Origin of the sequence: Providencia huaxiensis (assembly GCF_002843235.3) — a bacterium.
Taxonomy (GTDB): domain Bacteria; phylum Pseudomonadota; class Gammaproteobacteria; order Enterobacterales; family Enterobacteriaceae; genus Providencia; species Providencia huaxiensis.
This window is the reverse complement of sequence record NZ_CP031123.2, coordinates 4,377,575-4,394,800: the sequence shown is the minus strand read 5'-3', so window position 1 is coordinate 4,394,800 and position 17,226 is coordinate 4,377,575. Positions and strand designations below refer to the sequence as shown.

Here is a 17,226-nt window from a genome sequence, read left to right as displayed (position 1 = left end):
CACAATCATTTACTTGATGATGAATCAACTGAACGGACCGCTTTGACTGAAGAGCATGGCAGCAATAACAAATCAGTAAGCTCATTTAATTTTTCAGGTAGGGATAACTCGCACTGCAGCTGGTTATTCCAATACAACGACAACTTTTCTTGAGGTGATACCCCCACTAGCCACGTCACACCGCCTTCACCCACGAGCCCCAATTCTTGGTTATTTTTATTACGTACACTGGCACCAAAAGGTGGGTGTTTTCCATCTAACAAAGCAAAAACAGCAAATAACTTTTCGCCTTTCATCACCGATAAGCTGCGATAACCGATGGCACCTTTGGTTAACGTAATATCCGTTGAGGGATCGAGGCTTTCTATATCATCGGGTAACTGGCTGGTATTGATTGAAGCAGTAGATTTTCGATAACTATTCACATTGGGAATAACGGCCAATCCAAATGCATTAGTTTTAGTTACACCATTTTCGAGAGGAACACCGCTCACCTCCGGTGTTTCAATCATAAGTCGTGTATCACCATGCGCTGAGCGGTGCAATGCTGCCCCTTTAGAGGTTAATGTGAGCCCACCATTGATTGACCCACCAATACTGTGGTACTGATCTGGTACATAGCTTGCATTTATAGATGTACTTGCTTGAGAGATATCTCGTGAATAGAAGCCACTCAAACTGACTTGATTATCAATATGTTGCCCATGGTTATAACCAACATTGATATTGAAATTATCCTGCTCTCCATAGCCACTATATCCAACCTGATGATTAAATTGGTTATTTCCCGCTGAGCGTGAGTAGAGCTCAGAGAATGTGACACTATGTCCACGAAATAGCGGTACAGTGAGATACAGATTAATGGCATCATCTTCATTACCATTGTCTCGCTCTGTACGGCTCGCTGATAATGATAAATTTGCCGCATTTTGGGACAGAAGAGGGAAATTTAAAGGCGCATTAACGTATAAACCGTATTGTGTTTGTGAGTCATGCTGCCAATAAGTACTATATTGATAATTAAGAGAAATATTAAAATCATCGAAATATTTATTTAAATATAATTGATAATTTTCTTTTGCTGCCTGAGTACCATAACCTATTCTCTCCTCATCCATAAATTGCGTGAGTGTTCGGTATTCTTTGTCAGCAAAACGGTAGCCCGCAAAGGTAATATCTGTACGTAGCTCATCGAAAGATTTTGCATAATTAACGCGATAAGAGCGTCCTTGGCGTCTTTTATCTGAAAAATCGGCAAAAGATTGTGTGATATCAAAAGAAACCGCACCTATTGAAAAAAGATCTCGCCCTATTCCTAACGCTGCACTTTGGTAATAACCATTAAGCTGAGTGCCTCCATATAAGGACCATGCATTTGAAACACCATATGATAATTCACCACTTACAACAGGCTCCCCTGTCAAATGCCGATTGTCATAACGCGTCTTTCCCATAGCAACCTTATAAATGACGCGCCCGGGACGTGTTAAATAAGGCAACGAGGCCGTACTGATACTAAACTTACTCTCTTCCCCATTTTCTTCGCGGACGGTCACATCTAATACACCACGAATGCCGCTATCAAGTGTTTGAATACGAAATGGGCCGGGAGGAACTGCCGTTTCAGAGATAATGCGTTCTTGGCTGCGAACAATCACAATTGCATTCGTATTTGCAACACCAATAATTTCAGGTGCATACCCCACTAATTTAGGCGGCAGCATGCGGTCATCACTTTCTAAAGAAAAACCGGTATATTGCCAAGATTCAAAAATATCCGAATAGAAATAATTTTCTCCCAACGTAAAGGTTGAGGCACTATCTTTCAATGAGGTAAATGCATAAAGACGAGTAAAATCAAAGTTGTGTTTTTCCTGCGGATAATCACCCCGTTGTTTTTGGTAAGATGTACTGTAATCGCCACGTAAGCGCCAAGCCCCCCAATTCACCCCGGTGATCCCATTACTCGATAAATAAACTTGCCGATGATTATCCGTTTCTTTGGTTGCTGAAATATTCGCGTTGTAATCAATAAATACACCACCGATCCCCTCTTCCCATAAATTAGCGGGTACCCAGTAAGGGTCGCGGTATTCCATCCATATTTGTGGAACCGTCATTTTCAACGACAATGTACTGAGCTCGATGGCTGTTTGAACCCCTGTTAACGCAGAAAAGTCGAGACATTTCCCATTATGGGTAAGTGTTACTTTCTCCATCGCCGAACGCTTTAAACCAATTAATTCAAGAACATCTGGAGGAATACAGATGGTTTGTGTGACTTGGGTTGATTCTCCGGCGATTGGCTTATTTTCATAAACGGAGATATCACGGGGTGCCCCTAAGCGTTGTCCATTAACAAAGAGAGTAAAAACATAATTTCCTGGTAGCGTATACCCAACTACTGAAAACTGGCTCATATCAATATTCTGAATATCATCCGCATCTAAAACATCTGTATTAAATTCAGAGGCAAATACTTTGCATCCCATAAGACCCGATAACAGAAAAGCAATGCGCCAAACCAGCTTCAATTTCGCGTTAATTTTGAACACCATGCTCTATACCATCCTCGCTATACCAGATTAAATGCAATAAGAGTGCATCTTCAAAATGAAGCTCATAGAAACGTATTCTTCGTGCGTGTTATTGGTAATCGATGAAAAAGCGGAGCAGTCCGTAATAACGACCTGCTTGGATCGGTTGTCCGGTTAATTCCAGACGTAAGAAATAACGAAGGAAAAGGCTGTAACCTGATTTATCTTGATACAACACATTGTCAGATAATGAATAATCCTTATTAGGCTGTAATCGTCTTTTTGAATTATCTAATACCGAAATACCCACCCCTTCGGAAGCACCTTGTAGTATAAAAGCATCAATATATTGTGTATTTTGGCCAACAAAGCGTATCTTCCATGTTTTTAGATCAACGGTTGAATAGACACTGCCGCAATCTTGTAACTCGATAATAAAAGGCTGATCATGCATTTCTCTTTGCAAGCTATTTGACAACAAAGCGAGAGCCAAAGAAGAAAAATCAATAGTTTGATAGCGATTTTGCAATGTTATTGAGCACGGTGCATCAATGACGCTACCCCTGAGTAATGTTATTGCACTGACGCTGTGGGGTTTAACGCTTTTGATGTCTGCATATGAATGAATACTAAAAATAAGCATTACCAACAGCACTGTTATATCCATAGCCCTTTGATAGCTCACCACGACACCTCTTCTACTGGCTCTCATTTAACCACCAGCCAATGCTGGCGGTTAAATAATTTAGTTATTGATAGGTAATACGAAAGTTTGTTACCGCACTGAACCTACCTTCCGATACACTTTTCGTCGTATCAACAGCCTTTGCTAACGCTTTGAAAGACAGCACGTTATCTCCCTTTTTATTGATAATGCGTGAGAACACATCTTTTGCTTTTCCAAATTCAAATCCATCAATGCCAATTCCCACATTGTTGGTATTACCCGCAGAAGTAGAAAGCAAAGTATTTGTTGCATCCGCATAACTTTGGCCTGTAAACACTAATTCCATTGATTTAACAGCAATGGGTTTTCCGGCTGCATCAGTATCAAAATCAGCGAAATCGCATCCCGTAAATTCAATATTAAATTTCACTTCAGCTACGCGACCATTTTCCAATGCTCTGCGAGATAACTGTCCAAAATCAATAAGTTGCTTTAGTGATGATTGAGCTATATTACAAGGCGTGCTCACAACGACACCTTCGAAATCAACTGTACCGGTATTGTCTGCCGCAGAATTTGCTGACAAAAAAACCGTCATCAATGCAGTAAAAATAAATAACCGAGATGATTTTGATAATTTGGGGGCAATATTTAATTTGGTTAATCGCATATATTTTTCCTTTCAATTAAAAAATTAAACTACAACAAATACACCATTAAAAATTTAATAGCGTAAGTCTAATTTCCATATTTAATCCAATTAAAGAGGACACAAAAACTAAGAACTACAATATATGTAAATTACTATCTCAATAAAAAATCCATTGAAAATCATCTGGTTTTTAGTTTTCCATAATAGTAGAAAAATGTTCTTTCGATGAGATAAAAAATTTCATCTTGTGTTCTTATATCTGCAATTTCACTTGAATGGTTCACTAATACTTTAAAAAAGAACTCTAACCAATTTTTTTCTAATACGTTCAAAAAAATATTTAACGTTTCAATATTAATACCAGTTTCTCCTCTTTCATAACGAGAAATCTGCTGTTGACTTATTTTTAATATTTTCGCTAATTGGTATCCTGTTAATGATTTATCAATTCTTGCTTGCCTTAAAAATAACCCAACATCTCGACGTAATAATGCATCCGTTTTTATCATATTAATTCCAACAAAAAACACTCCCATATAAAAAATTTAATTAGCCAACCTTAATTAAAAGACAGATTATTTTCATGTGAAAAAGTGGATATATCCAAACACAGATAGAAACAATTAATTTTAAATATAGGTTTATTAATTAAGCCTGTAAATACGTTTGTATCGATCGAACATATATAATTTGATAGTTATTTCCTATTAAATTATATAACACCTATTATATATTTTATAAAACTGCAAAAATAAACAAAAAAAACAACAAATTAAACAACATTGCAGATAAAATAATAGCAAAATAAATAAATTAAATTTAAAATATTAACGTACCGGACAAAATAAAATAAAAAGAATAAAGCAACGCTACCAATTAAAACGAATAAACCCACTAGATTTACACAAAAATAGAGTTAAACAATGAAGTCAATGCTAAAACTCATAAATAAAATAAAGATAATCATCAATTACTATTTAATTTATTATTGTTATATTGAGTTATATCCTCAAGCGTTAATATAAGCAAAATTAAAAATAGAATATCCACTTACTGCATTATTTATGCATTAATCGCATTTTTTATTTAAACACCTAACACCTTGTTCAAATATCCGTTAAAGTAAAGTTAAAAAGGACTCCAAAATGATAGAAAAATTCTATAGCTACCAACCACTGCGGGGTCACGGGCTCCCCCATGATCCTATCCCATCACTCATTGGCCCTAGGCCTATTGGTTGGATATCAACCTGTGATAGTAAAGGTAGAGCCAATCTAGCTCCTTATAGTTTTTTCAATATTTTCAATTATTCACCACCTATATTGGCCTTTTCGAGTGTTGGTAAAAAAGATTCAGTAACTAATGCCATCGAAACAGGGGAGTTTGTGTATAACCTCGCAACTCTTGCACTTGGCGAAAAGGTAAATATGAGTAGTGCTACATTGGCACATGGTGAAAGCGAATTTGCATTAACGGGGCTATCCACTCTCCCTTCAACATTAGTTTCACCCCCTCGCATCGCTCAAACACCCGTTTCAATGGAATGTGTTGTCACACAATACCAACAACTGAAACGTGCTGATGGCCAGTTATTGGATACTTGGATGGTGATGGGAGAGGTTGTCATGGTGCATATTGATGAGTCCGCATTGAATGATGGATTATATGACTGTGCTGGCCAGAAGCCACTATTGCGTGCAGGAGGACCCGCCGATTATTATTGGATAGAACAACAGCAAAATTTAAAAATGTATCGCCCTAAATGACTATAAATCTGAGTAATAAGTATCCTCCAGAGGTTTATTACTCAGACCTGTTATTTCTATGGGTAAAATTTGCAGATTAGCTGCTCGCTACTTTTTGGATAAGAGAAATGTGCCGTAATTAAATCAAACTGCGTTTCAGATGTTTGAAATGGGTTTTCCCCTGCTAAATTCCGCGCTGCAAGTCTTGCTTTACACTCGTCATTACTTACCTGTAATACATGAAATACATAAGGGACATCAGATGCCTGTGCCAATGACGTTAACCATTGCCGCTGCATCGGTGTATTCGCAGGAAAATCCATCACAATATTATTCCCAGCCTGTATCAATTGCTCAATATGGCCTTCTAATACTTGCTTCACTAGGGTACTTTTTTCAACATAGTGAGCCAGTTCAGTGATTTCATTAGGATAAAGGGCGGCAAGCCATTCATCTTCACAGAGCAAAATAGTACGGGGGGCGTTAGCCAGTTGTTTTGCTAATGTCGATTTCCCTGAAGCAATTTTGCCACAAAGAAAATGCAAACGAGGCGGTTTTTTTAATGATGGTGAGGCTTCTGTTAAATTCATAAATAGCTCCTTACTGAAGAATTAACCAGATAAGGACAAAAAACCCGCCTTATCTGGCGGGTTTAGGATGTAGCTTATCCCCACCACTATGTGATGGTAATAATAATGCTTAAGCTAACAGTGCCTTGTAACATATAAATTTCCTAAATAGAATTATTACTAACTTATCAGCAATCTATACAAACCGTCAAACCTACTTGAATGACATTCATAAAAAAATGACCTGAATAAATTCAGGTCATTTTTCTCTAACTAATGTTTACCATTTTTATGGTGATTAAGCGTTTCTTCTTTTAAATCAAGTTCATCACGTAAACGGTGATATACCCTTTCATTGATATTTTTGCTTTTACGCATTTGGTATAACGCGTCCCGTTTCGCTTTTAACGCTGATTTGGACATCTCACGTTCCATATCAATCATTTTGTGTAAATCATAGACATCTGATTCAGTTTCATCTGAATTATCGAGTCGTCTACCATAAATTTCTAATAATTGAGCCCCAACCTCAGTACGCATGGCAATTTCATCCATATCATCCGATGGGTGATTCATCAGGTCACGTAAATGTGCCATTGCAGCTTCATTTAAGGCCAAGCGCGCTCGAATTTCGTCATTATCATAAGGTAAGTCTTGTACCAACCCTTTCGTTAAAATAGGCAGTGCAATACTGGCAATCAGTAGTGAACATAAAATCACCCCCATCGCTAAGAAAATAGCCACGTCACGATTCGGAAATAATGAACCATCAGGCATCAATAAAGGTAACGTGAGAATACCCGCTAATGTAATCGCTCCACGCACACCCGCTGTCGCCATCACCGCCATCATGCGAATATGCATAACATCCGCTTCTTTACCGCGACGGCGCTTATGGAAGACGGTTAAAGTCATCGAGATCCACACCCAGCTAAAGCGTAAAACGGCCAATGCCACGGTAATAATTGCCACATAAACAAATAGCATCCAAGGATAGCTCGCACCCGCGGCCTCTGCTACAGCAGGCATATTTGTCCACATACCCGGTAACTGTTCGCCTAACAAGATGAAAATCATCCCGTTCAACGCGGTTTGTACCGTATCCCACACCGCTTTACTTTGCATACGAGTGGCGGCTTGCATACGCCCTGCGATTTTTTCATAGTGCATGGCAATACCGGCAACCACTGCCGCTAAAATACCAGAAACATGTAAATGTTCAGCTAACAAGTAAGCCGTAAATGGCATCAATAAGCTGATCATTATCTGAATAGCAGGTTCTTCCCCTGTACGCTTAACCAATAATTGGTTTAACCAACCAATTGCCCAAGCCACTAGCAAACCAATTAAAATTCCGCCAAACGCCACGAATACAAATTGCCCAGCCGCTGAAGCAAGAGAAAATGTGCCAGTTAATGCAGCAACTACCGCAAAACTGAAACACACCAAACCCGTTGCATCATTCAGCAATGACTCCCCCTCTAGGATATGCGCCATTCGCGATGGCAATGGGGAATTGACCGTCATGGCAGACACGGAAACTGGGTCTGTAGGCGACAAAATAGCTGCCAACGCAAAAGCGACGGCCAAAGAAATAGCTGGAATTAACCAATGTATAAAAAAGCCCATACCAATAACCGTTACTACCACTAGACCAATAGCTAACGACATGATCGGCTTAATTTCTTGAAATAAGGCTTCTTTAGGAATACGCCAGCCATCAAGAAACAATAAAGGGGGAATAAATAAAAACAGAAATAGATGAGGTTCAAATTCAACTGTAAAACCGTATAAAGACAAGCCAGCCCCTAGTGCTATCTGGATCAAGGGTAATGGAATAATATCTTTGAGCAGTCGTGAAACAAAAACGCTCACAACAACGGCTAATAAAAAAACGAGTACAAGTGTCACTACTGACATTGATTGCTCCATGTTTAGCTAATCATTAATTATCAGTTATGAAGTAAATAGATAAATTGAATCAATGTAAAGTGGCAATTAATCAATCGATACAAAAATAATAAAATTAAGAAATAGCCTATCTATCATCAGGTTGCGAAAAATCATCACTGACTTAAATACCCATAAAAAACTTATTTATCTATTTGATAAATAGATAGTTAAACGCAATATCAATAATAAGCTGTGTATTGCCATCAAAAATAGGACTAAACCATCATTAATCGACTACTTTGTTGTTTCTTTGGATAAATTTTGACTGCCTGATTTTTTCCTTTTTACCATTTTTGCATTATTTTTATCCGAAGTACTTTTATCAGCTGTATTGGTGTTTTCTATACTGTGCCGCTCAACAAGTTCTTGTAGTACTTGCTTAAGGAGCTTACTTTTACGCAACCCCAAAGGGGCTAAAACGGCTTCTTCGTGTTGCTGAGCCGCAACAAGTAAGCCATCGACCAGTGACATTCCACTTGATGTCACACTAACAAGTGTTATGCGCTTATCACTTCCATTATGGTTACTGTGGCGAACCACGTGTCCCTGCTGCTCTAACCGTTGCAGTACGCGAGTAATTGTCGGTTGTTTGCTGACCGTTTTTTGTGACAGCTCAGTGATCCCCATCGAGCCATTGCCTGCTAGTGTGGATAGCACTCGCCACTCTAAGACTGACAACCCTTTTTTTTCAACAATGGCATGAAATTCCGATGAAACTAACATCCAAGCCTGCCCCAACAGGGCAGGCAAGTAATTATCAACAAAAACCTTTGAGTTTGCCATTCGCTCCCCTTGATAAACTCTTGAATTATTGCATTTGATTACAACCGCTCAAGAGTAGCAGAAGTCGGCGATAATTCAGCTAAAACTTTCCACTCAACAAGGAACCAAACCCATCAACACGAGTTTCTAAACCCAGCTTTTTTAGCATCATATAAGTAGTTGCCACCGAAGAAGACAGTACTGGTAAACCAACTCGGTCTTCAATTAATTGTATTGAGGGTAGCGAAGGCATTTGTACACATGCAGAAGCCACAATTGCATCTACTTGGGTGTTGAGTTTTTTCGTAATTTCCACTGGTGCTAATGGGTTTTGCCGCCCCACGTCTAAATTATCTGGAATTTCCAATGAAATACTATCTACCACTTCAATGCCTTCGCTTTCAATATAATCAATCACTAATTGCGTCAATGGCTTCATATACGGCGTTAAAATAGACACTTTTTTAGCCCCTATCGCATGTAGGCCATCAACTAATGCCCCTGCACTCGTCACTACAGGTGCTGGATGGCCGTTATCTACCGTACGTTGAAATAAACGTTTTTCTGAAATGCGATGGTAACCTTTCCCCATGCTCATAATCGCAACTAAACAGGCATATCCCAGAACATCAACTGCAGCATCTGACAATTCAATAGCGCAGCGGTCACTATCGGAGTCCATTTTTGCCAACTCCTCTTTGGTAACTTTTTGCATACGCATACGGCTTGAATGAAAGGTAAAGCGCTCCGCAAACAGCACTTCTCTTGCCCGTAATATAGCCGGAATTTCTGTTTCCATCGTGGTATTTGATGACGGGACAATCTGCCCGATACGATATGTACGTGCTAAACTCATATCTCGTTCTCCCCAAATGACTCACTTGATTCTGGAAATGTGTTTAAAGCTTCACTTTCTTGCCCATTACCGTGAAAACGTGCTGCCGTTAATGGTCGGCGGTTTACTTGTAAATCAAAGATATCAAAACGGTTATAATGCCCTGTAATATCATGCATTTGTCGTGGCTGAATACAGCGGTTCAAATCAATTTCACCGTAAACAATCCCTTCTTTGTCAATCAAAGGTTGGCCTACAACCCGCCCATCAGGACCGATGATCCCTGAGAAAGCACTGTTTGGTCGAGCCAGTAACTCACGTGCTTCTGGATGAGTTGCAGACATTGCATCAATAATTTCTTCTGACACTGTCGAACACGAAACAACCGTAAAGACTTTGCCTTCAAAACAGTGGGCTGAAGCACGTAAACGGATCGCCTCGGCCATGTCATAATCTTTTGGTGCAACGGGTAAGGCGATATAGCTCGCAATATGGACTAACTCGCCTTGCGCCAATAAGGCAAAGCGGGCCAATGTATTGGTATTTTCCCCACACGCCAACGCCCCAAGTGGCCCAATACTGGTTTGGTGAACTTTTAGTGAAGAGGCATCTCCATTTGCCCACGTCAATTTTTCTGCCCATGTTGGGACTAATTTACGATGACGTCCCAGAATTCTTCCTTCATCAGAAATTGTCACTAATGTATTATATAACGTAGCAATGCCATTAGGATTTCGCTCATTCACACCAATCACAACATTGATGTGATGGCGTGCGGCAGCTTGAGCAATTTTTTGTATTTCAGGCCCTGGGACTTCAATGGCAGATTTGCACAGTTTTTCAAACCATGGGCTGCCATCTATCGGGTTCATCACCCAACTCCAATAAGGGTAACCAGAAATAAAAACCTCTGGAAATGCCACCAATTTTGCTCCGTTATCAGCCGCCTCTTCAATTAAATGGCAAACTTTATCTACCGTCGCATTGGTATCAAGAAACACCGGAGCAGCTTGTACTGCAGCGGCTTTAAATGTCTGCAAATTAAGCATGCTTCCCCCTTAAACGGCGACAACTGGATGGCGCAATTCACCAATATTCTCAACATATGCTTCAATCACATCGCCTGGCCATACCCATTCTTGTGGCGTTCTCCCCGCGCCGACCCCTTCAGGGGTACCTGTGGCAATAATGTCACCGGGTTCTAATGTGATCCCTTGGCTAATATCTTCAATCAATGTATTCACATTAAATAGCATATGGCGTGTATTTGAGGATTGTTTGGTTACACCATTCACCTTCAAGCTTAGCTCTAAGGTGTGAGGATCTGGGATCTCATCAGCAGTCACAATGCAAGGCCCAAATGGCGCATAGGTATCTTGCCCTTTTGAGTAAATCCACTGTCCTGCACGGCGGCAATCACGCGCACTCATATCAATCATCAAGCTGTAGCCAAACACATAATTAAGCGCATCTTTTGCCGCGACACTTTTCGCACGCGTGCCGATAATCACTGCCAACTCGACTTCCCAGTCTAATTGTTGGGTAATTTTGGCATTATGTTCAATAGCATCTCCCGGTCCAATCACTGTGGTTGGTGGTTTAGAAAAAATAACGGGTTGTTTTGGAAGCTCTTTTGAAGTGTCTAGTGTGCGGCTGGACTCCGCCACGTGTTCAACATAGTTCAAGCCAATACCAAAAATATTTTTACGTGGACGGGGGATCGGTGCCAAGATTTTCACATTTTGTACCGGCCACGCAGTCCCTGCGGGGAATTGCCCTTGATATGTATTTAGAAGTTCTGTACCAACACGCACACCTTGTGGACCTAAATCGATAAAATCCAACATGTTGTCAGGCAAGTACAACCCTTGCTCTTGAGCAAGAAGAGCTAAATCAACTACTTGATGGTTAACAATTGCTCCTAAACGAGCTGCCGCGGTCACATCAGAACGATAAGTTATTAAGCGCATTCTCTTTCTCCTTGAATGAGGTGGTTGCCTCACTCACTTCTTCACGTAAATTGGAATAGTAAAATAATTAAATTAATCAATAAGAAACATGACATTCACCTAGGTAACGACTTTCTGGTGCCCCTCATTTTCGACTAGAGCTTCTTCATAGTAGAGCCCCAAAGAGTGCATTACGGGTAAGTCATTAAAGCAAAACAGGCATGCATCTTCGGTTTGTGAGGTATTCACATGTTCATGGAACATCCACGATGGCACGCAGAAAATATCACGCTCTTGCCAATCAAAACGTTGTCCATTAATCACGGAGTACCCTTGCCCTTTCGCCACTTGATAAATAAAACTCCCCGTATGGCGATGAGCCTTACCTACAAATCCCGGACGCAGTAATTGCATGCTTGCCCCAATAGTTGGCATCACAGGTCCGCCAGTTAGTGGGTTGGTGTAGTGCATTAAAATGTCATCAAATACTGAGCCATCCGCTGCTTTCGCCGCACGGCATAATGCCTCGTAGGTTGGCCCCCATTGGTATTTAAATAACGGTGAATAAGGTTTATCCCAGCCAATATCGTGAGGGCGTAATGCGGTTCCACCCCACATGCCAACTGGATAGTCGATAGGTCGTGTTTGCACTTGATGCAAGTCAGGATGCACTTTATAAAACCCAGCTTCCATGGCATTGACTAAGGGGATATCTAACCCATCTTGCCAGATACAGGGTAAGCCATCCTCCGCAACACCGTGTTCATGCCATGTCCCATTCGGTGTCAGTACAAAGTCATTGGCTTCTAGCATCATTTTTTGCCCTTCGACAATAGTGTATGCCCCACGCCCTTCCATAATAAACCGCAATGCGGAGGACGAATGGGCATGAGCCGAAGCGGCTTCTCCTGGGTGCATGACTTGTAGACCTGAATATAACCAACCGACTGCAGCAGCGACATCTTGGCGGCCTGGGTTATTTAAATAAATCACGCGACGCCCCGCTTTTTCTGGTGTCACCAGTTCAACTGAGCGCAACACATGTTCGCGTAAATCACGGTAGCGCCACAACACAGGAACTGAGCTTGATTTGGGCTGCCACGGTTCAATCTTGTTTGCAACCGTCCATAATGCACCTGTCTTCAACGCATCTAGTTCTTGGTAATACGCCACTAGCTCAGGGGTGTCTGCCACATCAGCGCGCCCTGCCACATTTTCTCGATATTGGTCATGGGAGTGTGTACTCATGCTGTTTTCCTCTTTGTTTGCCAAAGCCTTTAACGCGATTTCAAGGATTGAACGAGTTGCTGACGCCCATATTCATACGATGCCGGCCAACGAGTTTCCCACCCATAACGCGCACATTCATGTAGGACCCATGCAGAGTCAGAAAGTAATGGTCGAGATAAAGCACATAAATCCGCCCGTCCAGCGGCAATAATGCTGTTGACTTGGTCTGCATCAGTAATAGCCCCTACAGCAATAACCGGTATTCCAGCTTCATTACGAATACGGTCTGCCATTGGTGTTTGGTACATCCGACCATAAACTGGTTGCTGTTGCGGTGACACTTCACCTGAAGAGCAATCAATCATATCGGCCCCCGCTTGCTTTATTGCACGACCAATTTCTACTGCGTCATCAACTGTCGTCCCACCATCCACCCAGTCCGTCGATGAAATACGAACAGTCAAAGGTTTTGACCACACTTGACGCACAGCACTAATGACGGCTAACGGAAAACGTAAGCGGTTTTCCAACGTTCCACCGTAGTTATCTGTACGCTGATTAGTTAACGGCGAAATAAAGCTTGAGAGTAAATAACCATGCCCTGCTTGCAGTTCAAGCCAGTCAAAACCCGCCATTTCCGCTCGTTTTGCTGCAGCAACAAATTGGTCAATCACCGTAGTCATTTGCGCCTCGGATAGCTCTACCGGTGTTTGTGAGATATTCGGTAAATAAGGCAACGCTGAAGCAGAAACTAACGGCCAGTTATCTGCATCCAGTGGGTGGTTTTCTTTCTCCCACCCTCGCTGAGTTGAACCACGACGTCCCGCATGGCCTAATTGAATGCCAATTTTGGCATCCGTTTTTTGATGAACGAAATCAGTCACTCGCTGCCAAGCAATAACTTGTTCATCATTCCAAATACCGGCACAGCCTTTTGTCACACGGGCATCGGGGGCTATAGCCGTCATTTCAGTCATCACTAGACCCACACCGCCTAATGCACGGCTACCCAAATGTACCAAATGAAAATCGTCGGGTACGCCCTGACTAGCGCAATACAATAGTGTCGGTGATGCAACCACTCGGTTATTAAGCGTGACACCCCGTACGTGATAAGGCGTTAGCATAGGCGGTGTTTTTGCCGTTGAAGTGACACCGGTTTGTGCTGCAAACCACTGCTCATAGTTTTCCAACCATACAGCATCACGCACACGCAAATTCTCATGGGATATACGCTGTGAGCGTGTTAAGAGGGAATAAGCAAATTGCTCTGGTGCTAAGTTTTCATAACGACAGACATTTTCAAACCATTCTGTCGAATTGCGTGCCGCATTCTGAATTTTTAGTACTTCGACACTGCGAACCTTCTGGTAATGCTCAAGCCCTTTACGTAAATCACCCCCTGAAGTTTTCAAGCTTTCACACAGCTCGATAGCATCTTCTAGTGCTAATTTAGTTCCAGAGCCAATAGAGAAATGGGCGGTATGAGCGGCATCGCCCATCAATACTACGGGAACGTCTTTACCTTGTGTGGGCTGCGTCCAATGCACCCAATTTCCACAAATGACCCGAGGGAAGCGGATCCAAATTGCGGCACCACGTAAATGCGCTGCGTTAGCAATCAGTTTTTCACCATCAAGCCACGGCGCAAATAGTTTTTCACAATAAGCGATGCCATCCTCTTGGGACATTTGGTCAATACCAGCTTTAAGCCAGGTTTCTTCCGTCGTCTCCACAATAAAGGTCGATAACCCTTCTTGAAATTGATAGGCATGAACTTGAAACCATCCGTGCTCATTTTTAGCGAATAAGAAGGTAAAGGCGTCAAAAATCTTCTTTGTACCTAGCCAAACAAAACGGCAACGACGTTGGTCAATATCGGGTTTAAATACGGTTTCATAACGCGTACGTACCGCACTATTAATGCCATCAGAAGCGATAAGCAAATCAGCTTGGTACTCACGAGCAATCGCTTGGTCATCCGTTACTTGGGTTTCGAATACCAGCTCCACCCCCAATTCCACACAACGGTCTTGTAATATATTGAGTAATTTTTTACGCCCAATGCCGATAAACCCATGACCACCGCTGCGGTTACATACACCTTTAAAGTGCACATCGATATCATCCCAGTGACTAAATTCTGCAGAAATCGTTTTGGCAGAAACTGGGTCCGCTTGGCGCAAATTACTGAGCGTGGCATCAGAAAATACCACTCCCCAGCCAAAAGTGTCATAAGGACGATTACGTTCCACCACCACTACACGGTTCTTTGGGTTCTGTAGTTTCATCAGCAACCCGAAATAAAGCCCTGCGGGACCACCGCCAATACACACAATATTCATGGAACTTCTCCTTTACTTACACTGGTTGCTGAGCGGTTAATGCCTGATACAAGGCGTCTGGAATGGGGATGGCTTGATGCGTTTCTAATGACGTCGTGACATAAGTTTGCGTCACTTGCATGCGCAGTACTCCATCAACACCGACACAGCGTTGATGTAACGTCAGAGACTTGCGACCAATACGCTGTACATGCAGCTCTAGCATCACGTTATCCCCCATTTTGCTAATGGCCTTGAACTCCGCTTCTAGGTGTACCGTCGGCAAACCAAAGCGCTGTTCCATGATGTAACCCGCAAAGCCTTGAGGGACTAATTCATCAACCCAACGTTCAAGTAAATTGTTAAACATCACGAAATACTGGGGGTAAAACACAATCCCTGCGGGGTCACACTCCGAAAAATGAATTTTATGTGGCTTAGTAAATGTCAGTAAACTCATGATGTTATCCTTAATTCATCGCTAAACGTTGACGGCATTTTTCCAATTCTTTCCCATGTTCATCGGCCAATGCGGCTTCACGTAGTTCACGTAAATTAATGGGGGTGAGTTTGTTCCCTTGCTGCGCAACGATGTCCATTAAGATTTTAAAATTACGCAACCCTCTCGCATGAGTGTCGCTATACCCCTTAACCACGCGTTGGCATTGGGTAATTTCGGTTGCAAGTGCAGGGTTAGCTTTCGCTGCTTCAATTACAGCCGCTAGCCACTTTTCGATACGCTGCGTTTCTAGTTGATAACGTAATGTCGAACGCCGACCTTTTCGCCATGTGGCTAATACATACAACTGTAAAAAACCAAATAAAGAACTGGTAGTGATCGTGCGCCCTTTTTCGGTCATTTTGCGAAGCGCTTTGTGTAACCAATGTGGACGCATTAACCAACGACCTAAATTTTTGGGAAGCGTTTCGCAAATCTCTTCAATTCTTGGATGCATGAATTCATTGATATCCAACAATTGGTTATCTTTTGCCTGTACTTCATTACGAACGCGAGCAAAACGGCTATCACGAATTTTAAGATCAGCCACTCGGATAGTGTCTTCATAGGACATCCAAAGGGCTAAGTGGCGCGCAAGCGCACGTTGCAAACGCTCATCTTGCCCACCTTTTTGGGCAAAGAGGTTATTGAGGCGTTCCAAATACAAAGTGGCATAAGCAGGGTCTTGGTAATCGATAAGTCGTCGAGTCCCTTCAATCACGAGATACTGCACATGAGGAGAGAATTCATGTTGGATACGAGCTAATAATTGCGATACCTGTTTATTTTTTGGTGAATATATGATGTTCTTTGTGGATTCCGGCTGATATGCATCTTCGGGTTTAGCTGCTTTTTCTGCTCCTAATGTAAAAGCTCGCAAACTTGGTTTTACGCCAACGCCTCCACGTACAATCGTTTCTTCAAATTGTGCGCGGCTAAATGGTAAAACACCGGAACCAAACAGCGCACCAAATAAAACAGCACTAATCACACTGCCACTTTCTTGTGCTGCTTGAGCCATATCAAAGTGAATAAACTGACGCGCAGATGCCGCAGTGTGGCGAATTAATGCTTGGCTATCGACTCGCCCATCGCCCATAGCGGATTTTTCCGCGATGGAGTAAACGCGGTGTGTTGAACTAATCAATGTTGTGCGCTCTGGGGTAACAAAACCGCGCTGTACTGCTCTGCCTGCTTCCATTAACTCAGAGGCCAAAACGACATCAACATCACCGGGCATCGGCATAAGCGCTAATACAGGAGAAGGCGTTTGTGGGTTGTCAGCACCTGGGAATAATTCCACATAATAAATTGTGGCCCCCGTGCGCTGTGCCACGCCAGGTACTGAAGTCGTTTGAGCAAAATAACCGTTTTCTTCACCTAGGTTGACAACCCAGTCGGCAAGTACTCCACCGCCTTCGCCGCCCATGGCTAAAATGGCAATTTTAATCGGCTGTAATGCGACTTTTGTTGATGGTAATGCAGTTGATAACGAATTCATGCA

The 17,226-nt window shown here is 42.1% G+C and carries 15 protein-coding genes; 1 reads left to right on the top strand and 14 read right to left on the bottom strand.

Features of this window, described 5'->3' with window-relative positions:
• Positions 1-5: 5 nt before the first annotated feature.
• From CYG50_RS21970 to CYG50_RS21955, 4 genes are all read right to left on the bottom strand, one after another.
• The gene (locus tag CYG50_RS21970) at positions 6-2,558 is read right to left on the bottom strand and encodes a fimbria/pilus outer membrane usher protein (protein WP_102139139.1); all 2,553 of its coding nucleotides are present in this window, start codon (positions 2,556-2,558) and stop codon (positions 6-8) included.
• An 88-nt stretch (positions 2,559-2,646) separates the two neighbouring features.
• On the bottom strand, positions 2,647-3,225 hold the full coding sequence (locus tag CYG50_RS21965) for a fimbrial protein (protein ID WP_102139191.1): 579 nt from the start codon (positions 3,223-3,225) through the stop codon (positions 2,647-2,649).
• Between the two features lie 61 nt (positions 3,226-3,286).
• Entirely contained in the window at positions 3,287-3,802 is a 516-nt protein-coding gene (locus tag CYG50_RS21960) for a fimbrial protein (protein ID WP_102139192.1), read from the bottom strand.
• 233 nt (positions 3,803-4,035) lie between these two features.
• Positions 4,036-4,365, bottom strand: a complete 330-nt coding sequence (locus CYG50_RS21955) for a helix-turn-helix domain-containing protein (RefSeq protein WP_166267257.1) — start codon at positions 4,363-4,365, stop codon at positions 4,036-4,038.
• Between the two features lie 636 nt (positions 4,366-5,001).
• On the opposite strand from CYG50_RS21955, the gene CYG50_RS21950 reads away from it, so the two are divergent.
• A complete protein-coding gene (locus CYG50_RS21950) occupies positions 5,002-5,622 on the top strand; it encodes a flavin reductase family protein (RefSeq protein WP_102139141.1) in 621 nt (206 codons plus the stop codon).
• A gap of 56 nt (positions 5,623-5,678) precedes the next feature.
• Here the strand turns inward: CYG50_RS21950 and CYG50_RS21945 are convergent, their stop codons facing one another.
• The 10 genes from CYG50_RS21945 to CYG50_RS21900 all read right to left on the bottom strand — a co-directional run bounded on the left by CYG50_RS21945 (position 5,679) and on the right by CYG50_RS21900 (position 17,223).
• Complete coding sequence (locus tag CYG50_RS21945) at positions 5,679-6,191, bottom strand: P-loop nucleotide/nucleoside kinase family protein (protein WP_102139142.1); 513 nt, start codon at positions 6,189-6,191, stop codon at positions 5,679-5,681.
• Between the two features lie 252 nt (positions 6,192-6,443).
• Positions 6,444-8,090, bottom strand: coding sequence for a Na+/H+ antiporter (locus tag CYG50_RS21940; RefSeq protein ID WP_102139143.1), 1,647 nt, complete (start codon positions 8,088-8,090; stop codon positions 6,444-6,446).
• Positions 8,091-8,357: 267 nt separating this feature from the next.
• Entirely contained in the window at positions 8,358-8,906 is a 549-nt protein-coding gene (locus CYG50_RS21935) for a MarR family winged helix-turn-helix transcriptional regulator (RefSeq protein ID WP_102139144.1), read from the bottom strand.
• A gap of 79 nt (positions 8,907-8,985) precedes the next feature.
• Entirely contained in the window at positions 8,986-9,741 is a 756-nt protein-coding gene (locus CYG50_RS21930; protein ID WP_102139145.1) for a maleate cis-trans isomerase family protein, read from the bottom strand.
• The gene (locus CYG50_RS21925; RefSeq protein WP_102139146.1) at positions 9,738-10,769 is read right to left on the bottom strand and encodes a carbon-nitrogen hydrolase family protein; all 1,032 of its coding nucleotides are present in this window, start codon (positions 10,767-10,769) and stop codon (positions 9,738-9,740) included. Before CYG50_RS21925 ends, CYG50_RS21930 begins: the two co-directional genes overlap by 4 nt.
• 9 nt (positions 10,770-10,778) lie before the next feature.
• On the bottom strand, positions 10,779-11,690 hold the full coding sequence (locus CYG50_RS21920) for a fumarylacetoacetate hydrolase family protein (RefSeq protein ID WP_102139147.1): 912 nt from the start codon (positions 11,688-11,690) through the stop codon (positions 10,779-10,781).
• Between the two features lie 99 nt (positions 11,691-11,789).
• The gene (locus CYG50_RS21915; protein WP_102139148.1) at positions 11,790-12,917 is read right to left on the bottom strand and encodes a cupin domain-containing protein; all 1,128 of its coding nucleotides are present in this window, start codon (positions 12,915-12,917) and stop codon (positions 11,790-11,792) included.
• Between the two features lie 29 nt (positions 12,918-12,946).
• Positions 12,947-15,244, bottom strand: coding sequence for a bifunctional salicylyl-CoA 5-hydroxylase/oxidoreductase (locus CYG50_RS21910; RefSeq protein WP_102139149.1), 2,298 nt, complete (start codon positions 15,242-15,244; stop codon positions 12,947-12,949).
• A gap of 16 nt (positions 15,245-15,260) precedes the next feature.
• A complete protein-coding gene (locus tag CYG50_RS21905; RefSeq protein ID WP_102139150.1) occupies positions 15,261-15,683 on the bottom strand; it encodes an acyl-CoA thioesterase in 423 nt (140 codons plus the stop codon).
• A 10-nt stretch (positions 15,684-15,693) separates the two neighbouring features.
• On the bottom strand, positions 15,694-17,223 hold the full coding sequence (locus tag CYG50_RS21900; RefSeq protein WP_102139151.1) for an indolepyruvate oxidoreductase subunit beta family protein: 1,530 nt from the start codon (positions 17,221-17,223) through the stop codon (positions 15,694-15,696).
• Between the last annotated feature and the right edge of the window lie 3 nt (positions 17,224-17,226).

Coding starts and splice junctions, on each gene's coding strand:
- CYG50_RS21970 (WP_102139139.1), bottom strand. CDS start 2,558: ATGGTGTTCAAAATTAACGCGAAATTGAAGCTGGTTTGGCGCATTGCT.
- CYG50_RS21930 (WP_102139145.1), bottom strand. CDS start 9,741: ATGAGTTTAGCACGTACATATCGTATCGGGCAGATTGTCCCGTCATCA.
- CYG50_RS21905 (WP_102139150.1), bottom strand. CDS start 15,683: ATGAGTTTACTGACATTTACTAAGCCACATAAAATTCATTTTTCGGAG.
- CYG50_RS21915 (WP_102139148.1), bottom strand. CDS start 12,917: ATGAGTACACACTCCCATGACCAATATCGAGAAAATGTGGCAGGGCGC.
- CYG50_RS21955 (WP_166267257.1), bottom strand. CDS start 4,365: ATGATAAAAACGGATGCATTATTACGTCGAGATGTTGGGTTATTTTTA.
- CYG50_RS21900 (WP_102139151.1), bottom strand. CDS start 17,223: ATGAATTCGTTATCAACTGCATTACCATCAACAAAAGTCGCATTACAG.
- CYG50_RS21945 (WP_102139142.1), bottom strand. CDS start 6,191: ATGAATTTAACAGAAGCCTCACCATCATTAAAAAAACCGCCTCGTTTG.
- CYG50_RS21960 (WP_102139192.1), bottom strand. CDS start 3,802: ATGACGGTTTTTTTGTCAGCAAATTCTGCGGCAGACAATACCGGTACA.
- CYG50_RS21940 (WP_102139143.1), bottom strand. CDS start 8,090: ATGTCAGTAGTGACACTTGTACTCGTTTTTTTATTAGCCGTTGTTGTG.
- CYG50_RS21920 (WP_102139147.1), bottom strand. CDS start 11,690: ATGCGCTTAATAACTTATCGTTCTGATGTGACCGCGGCAGCTCGTTTA.
- CYG50_RS21910 (WP_102139149.1), bottom strand. CDS start 15,244: ATGAATATTGTGTGTATTGGCGGTGGTCCCGCAGGGCTTTATTTCGGG.
- CYG50_RS21925 (WP_102139146.1), bottom strand. CDS start 10,769: ATGCTTAATTTGCAGACATTTAAAGCCGCTGCAGTACAAGCTGCTCCG.
- CYG50_RS21935 (WP_102139144.1), bottom strand. CDS start 8,906: ATGGCAAACTCAAAGGTTTTTGTTGATAATTACTTGCCTGCCCTGTTG.
- CYG50_RS21950 (WP_102139141.1), top strand. CDS start 5,002: ATGATAGAAAAATTCTATAGCTACCAACCACTGCGGGGTCACGGGCTC.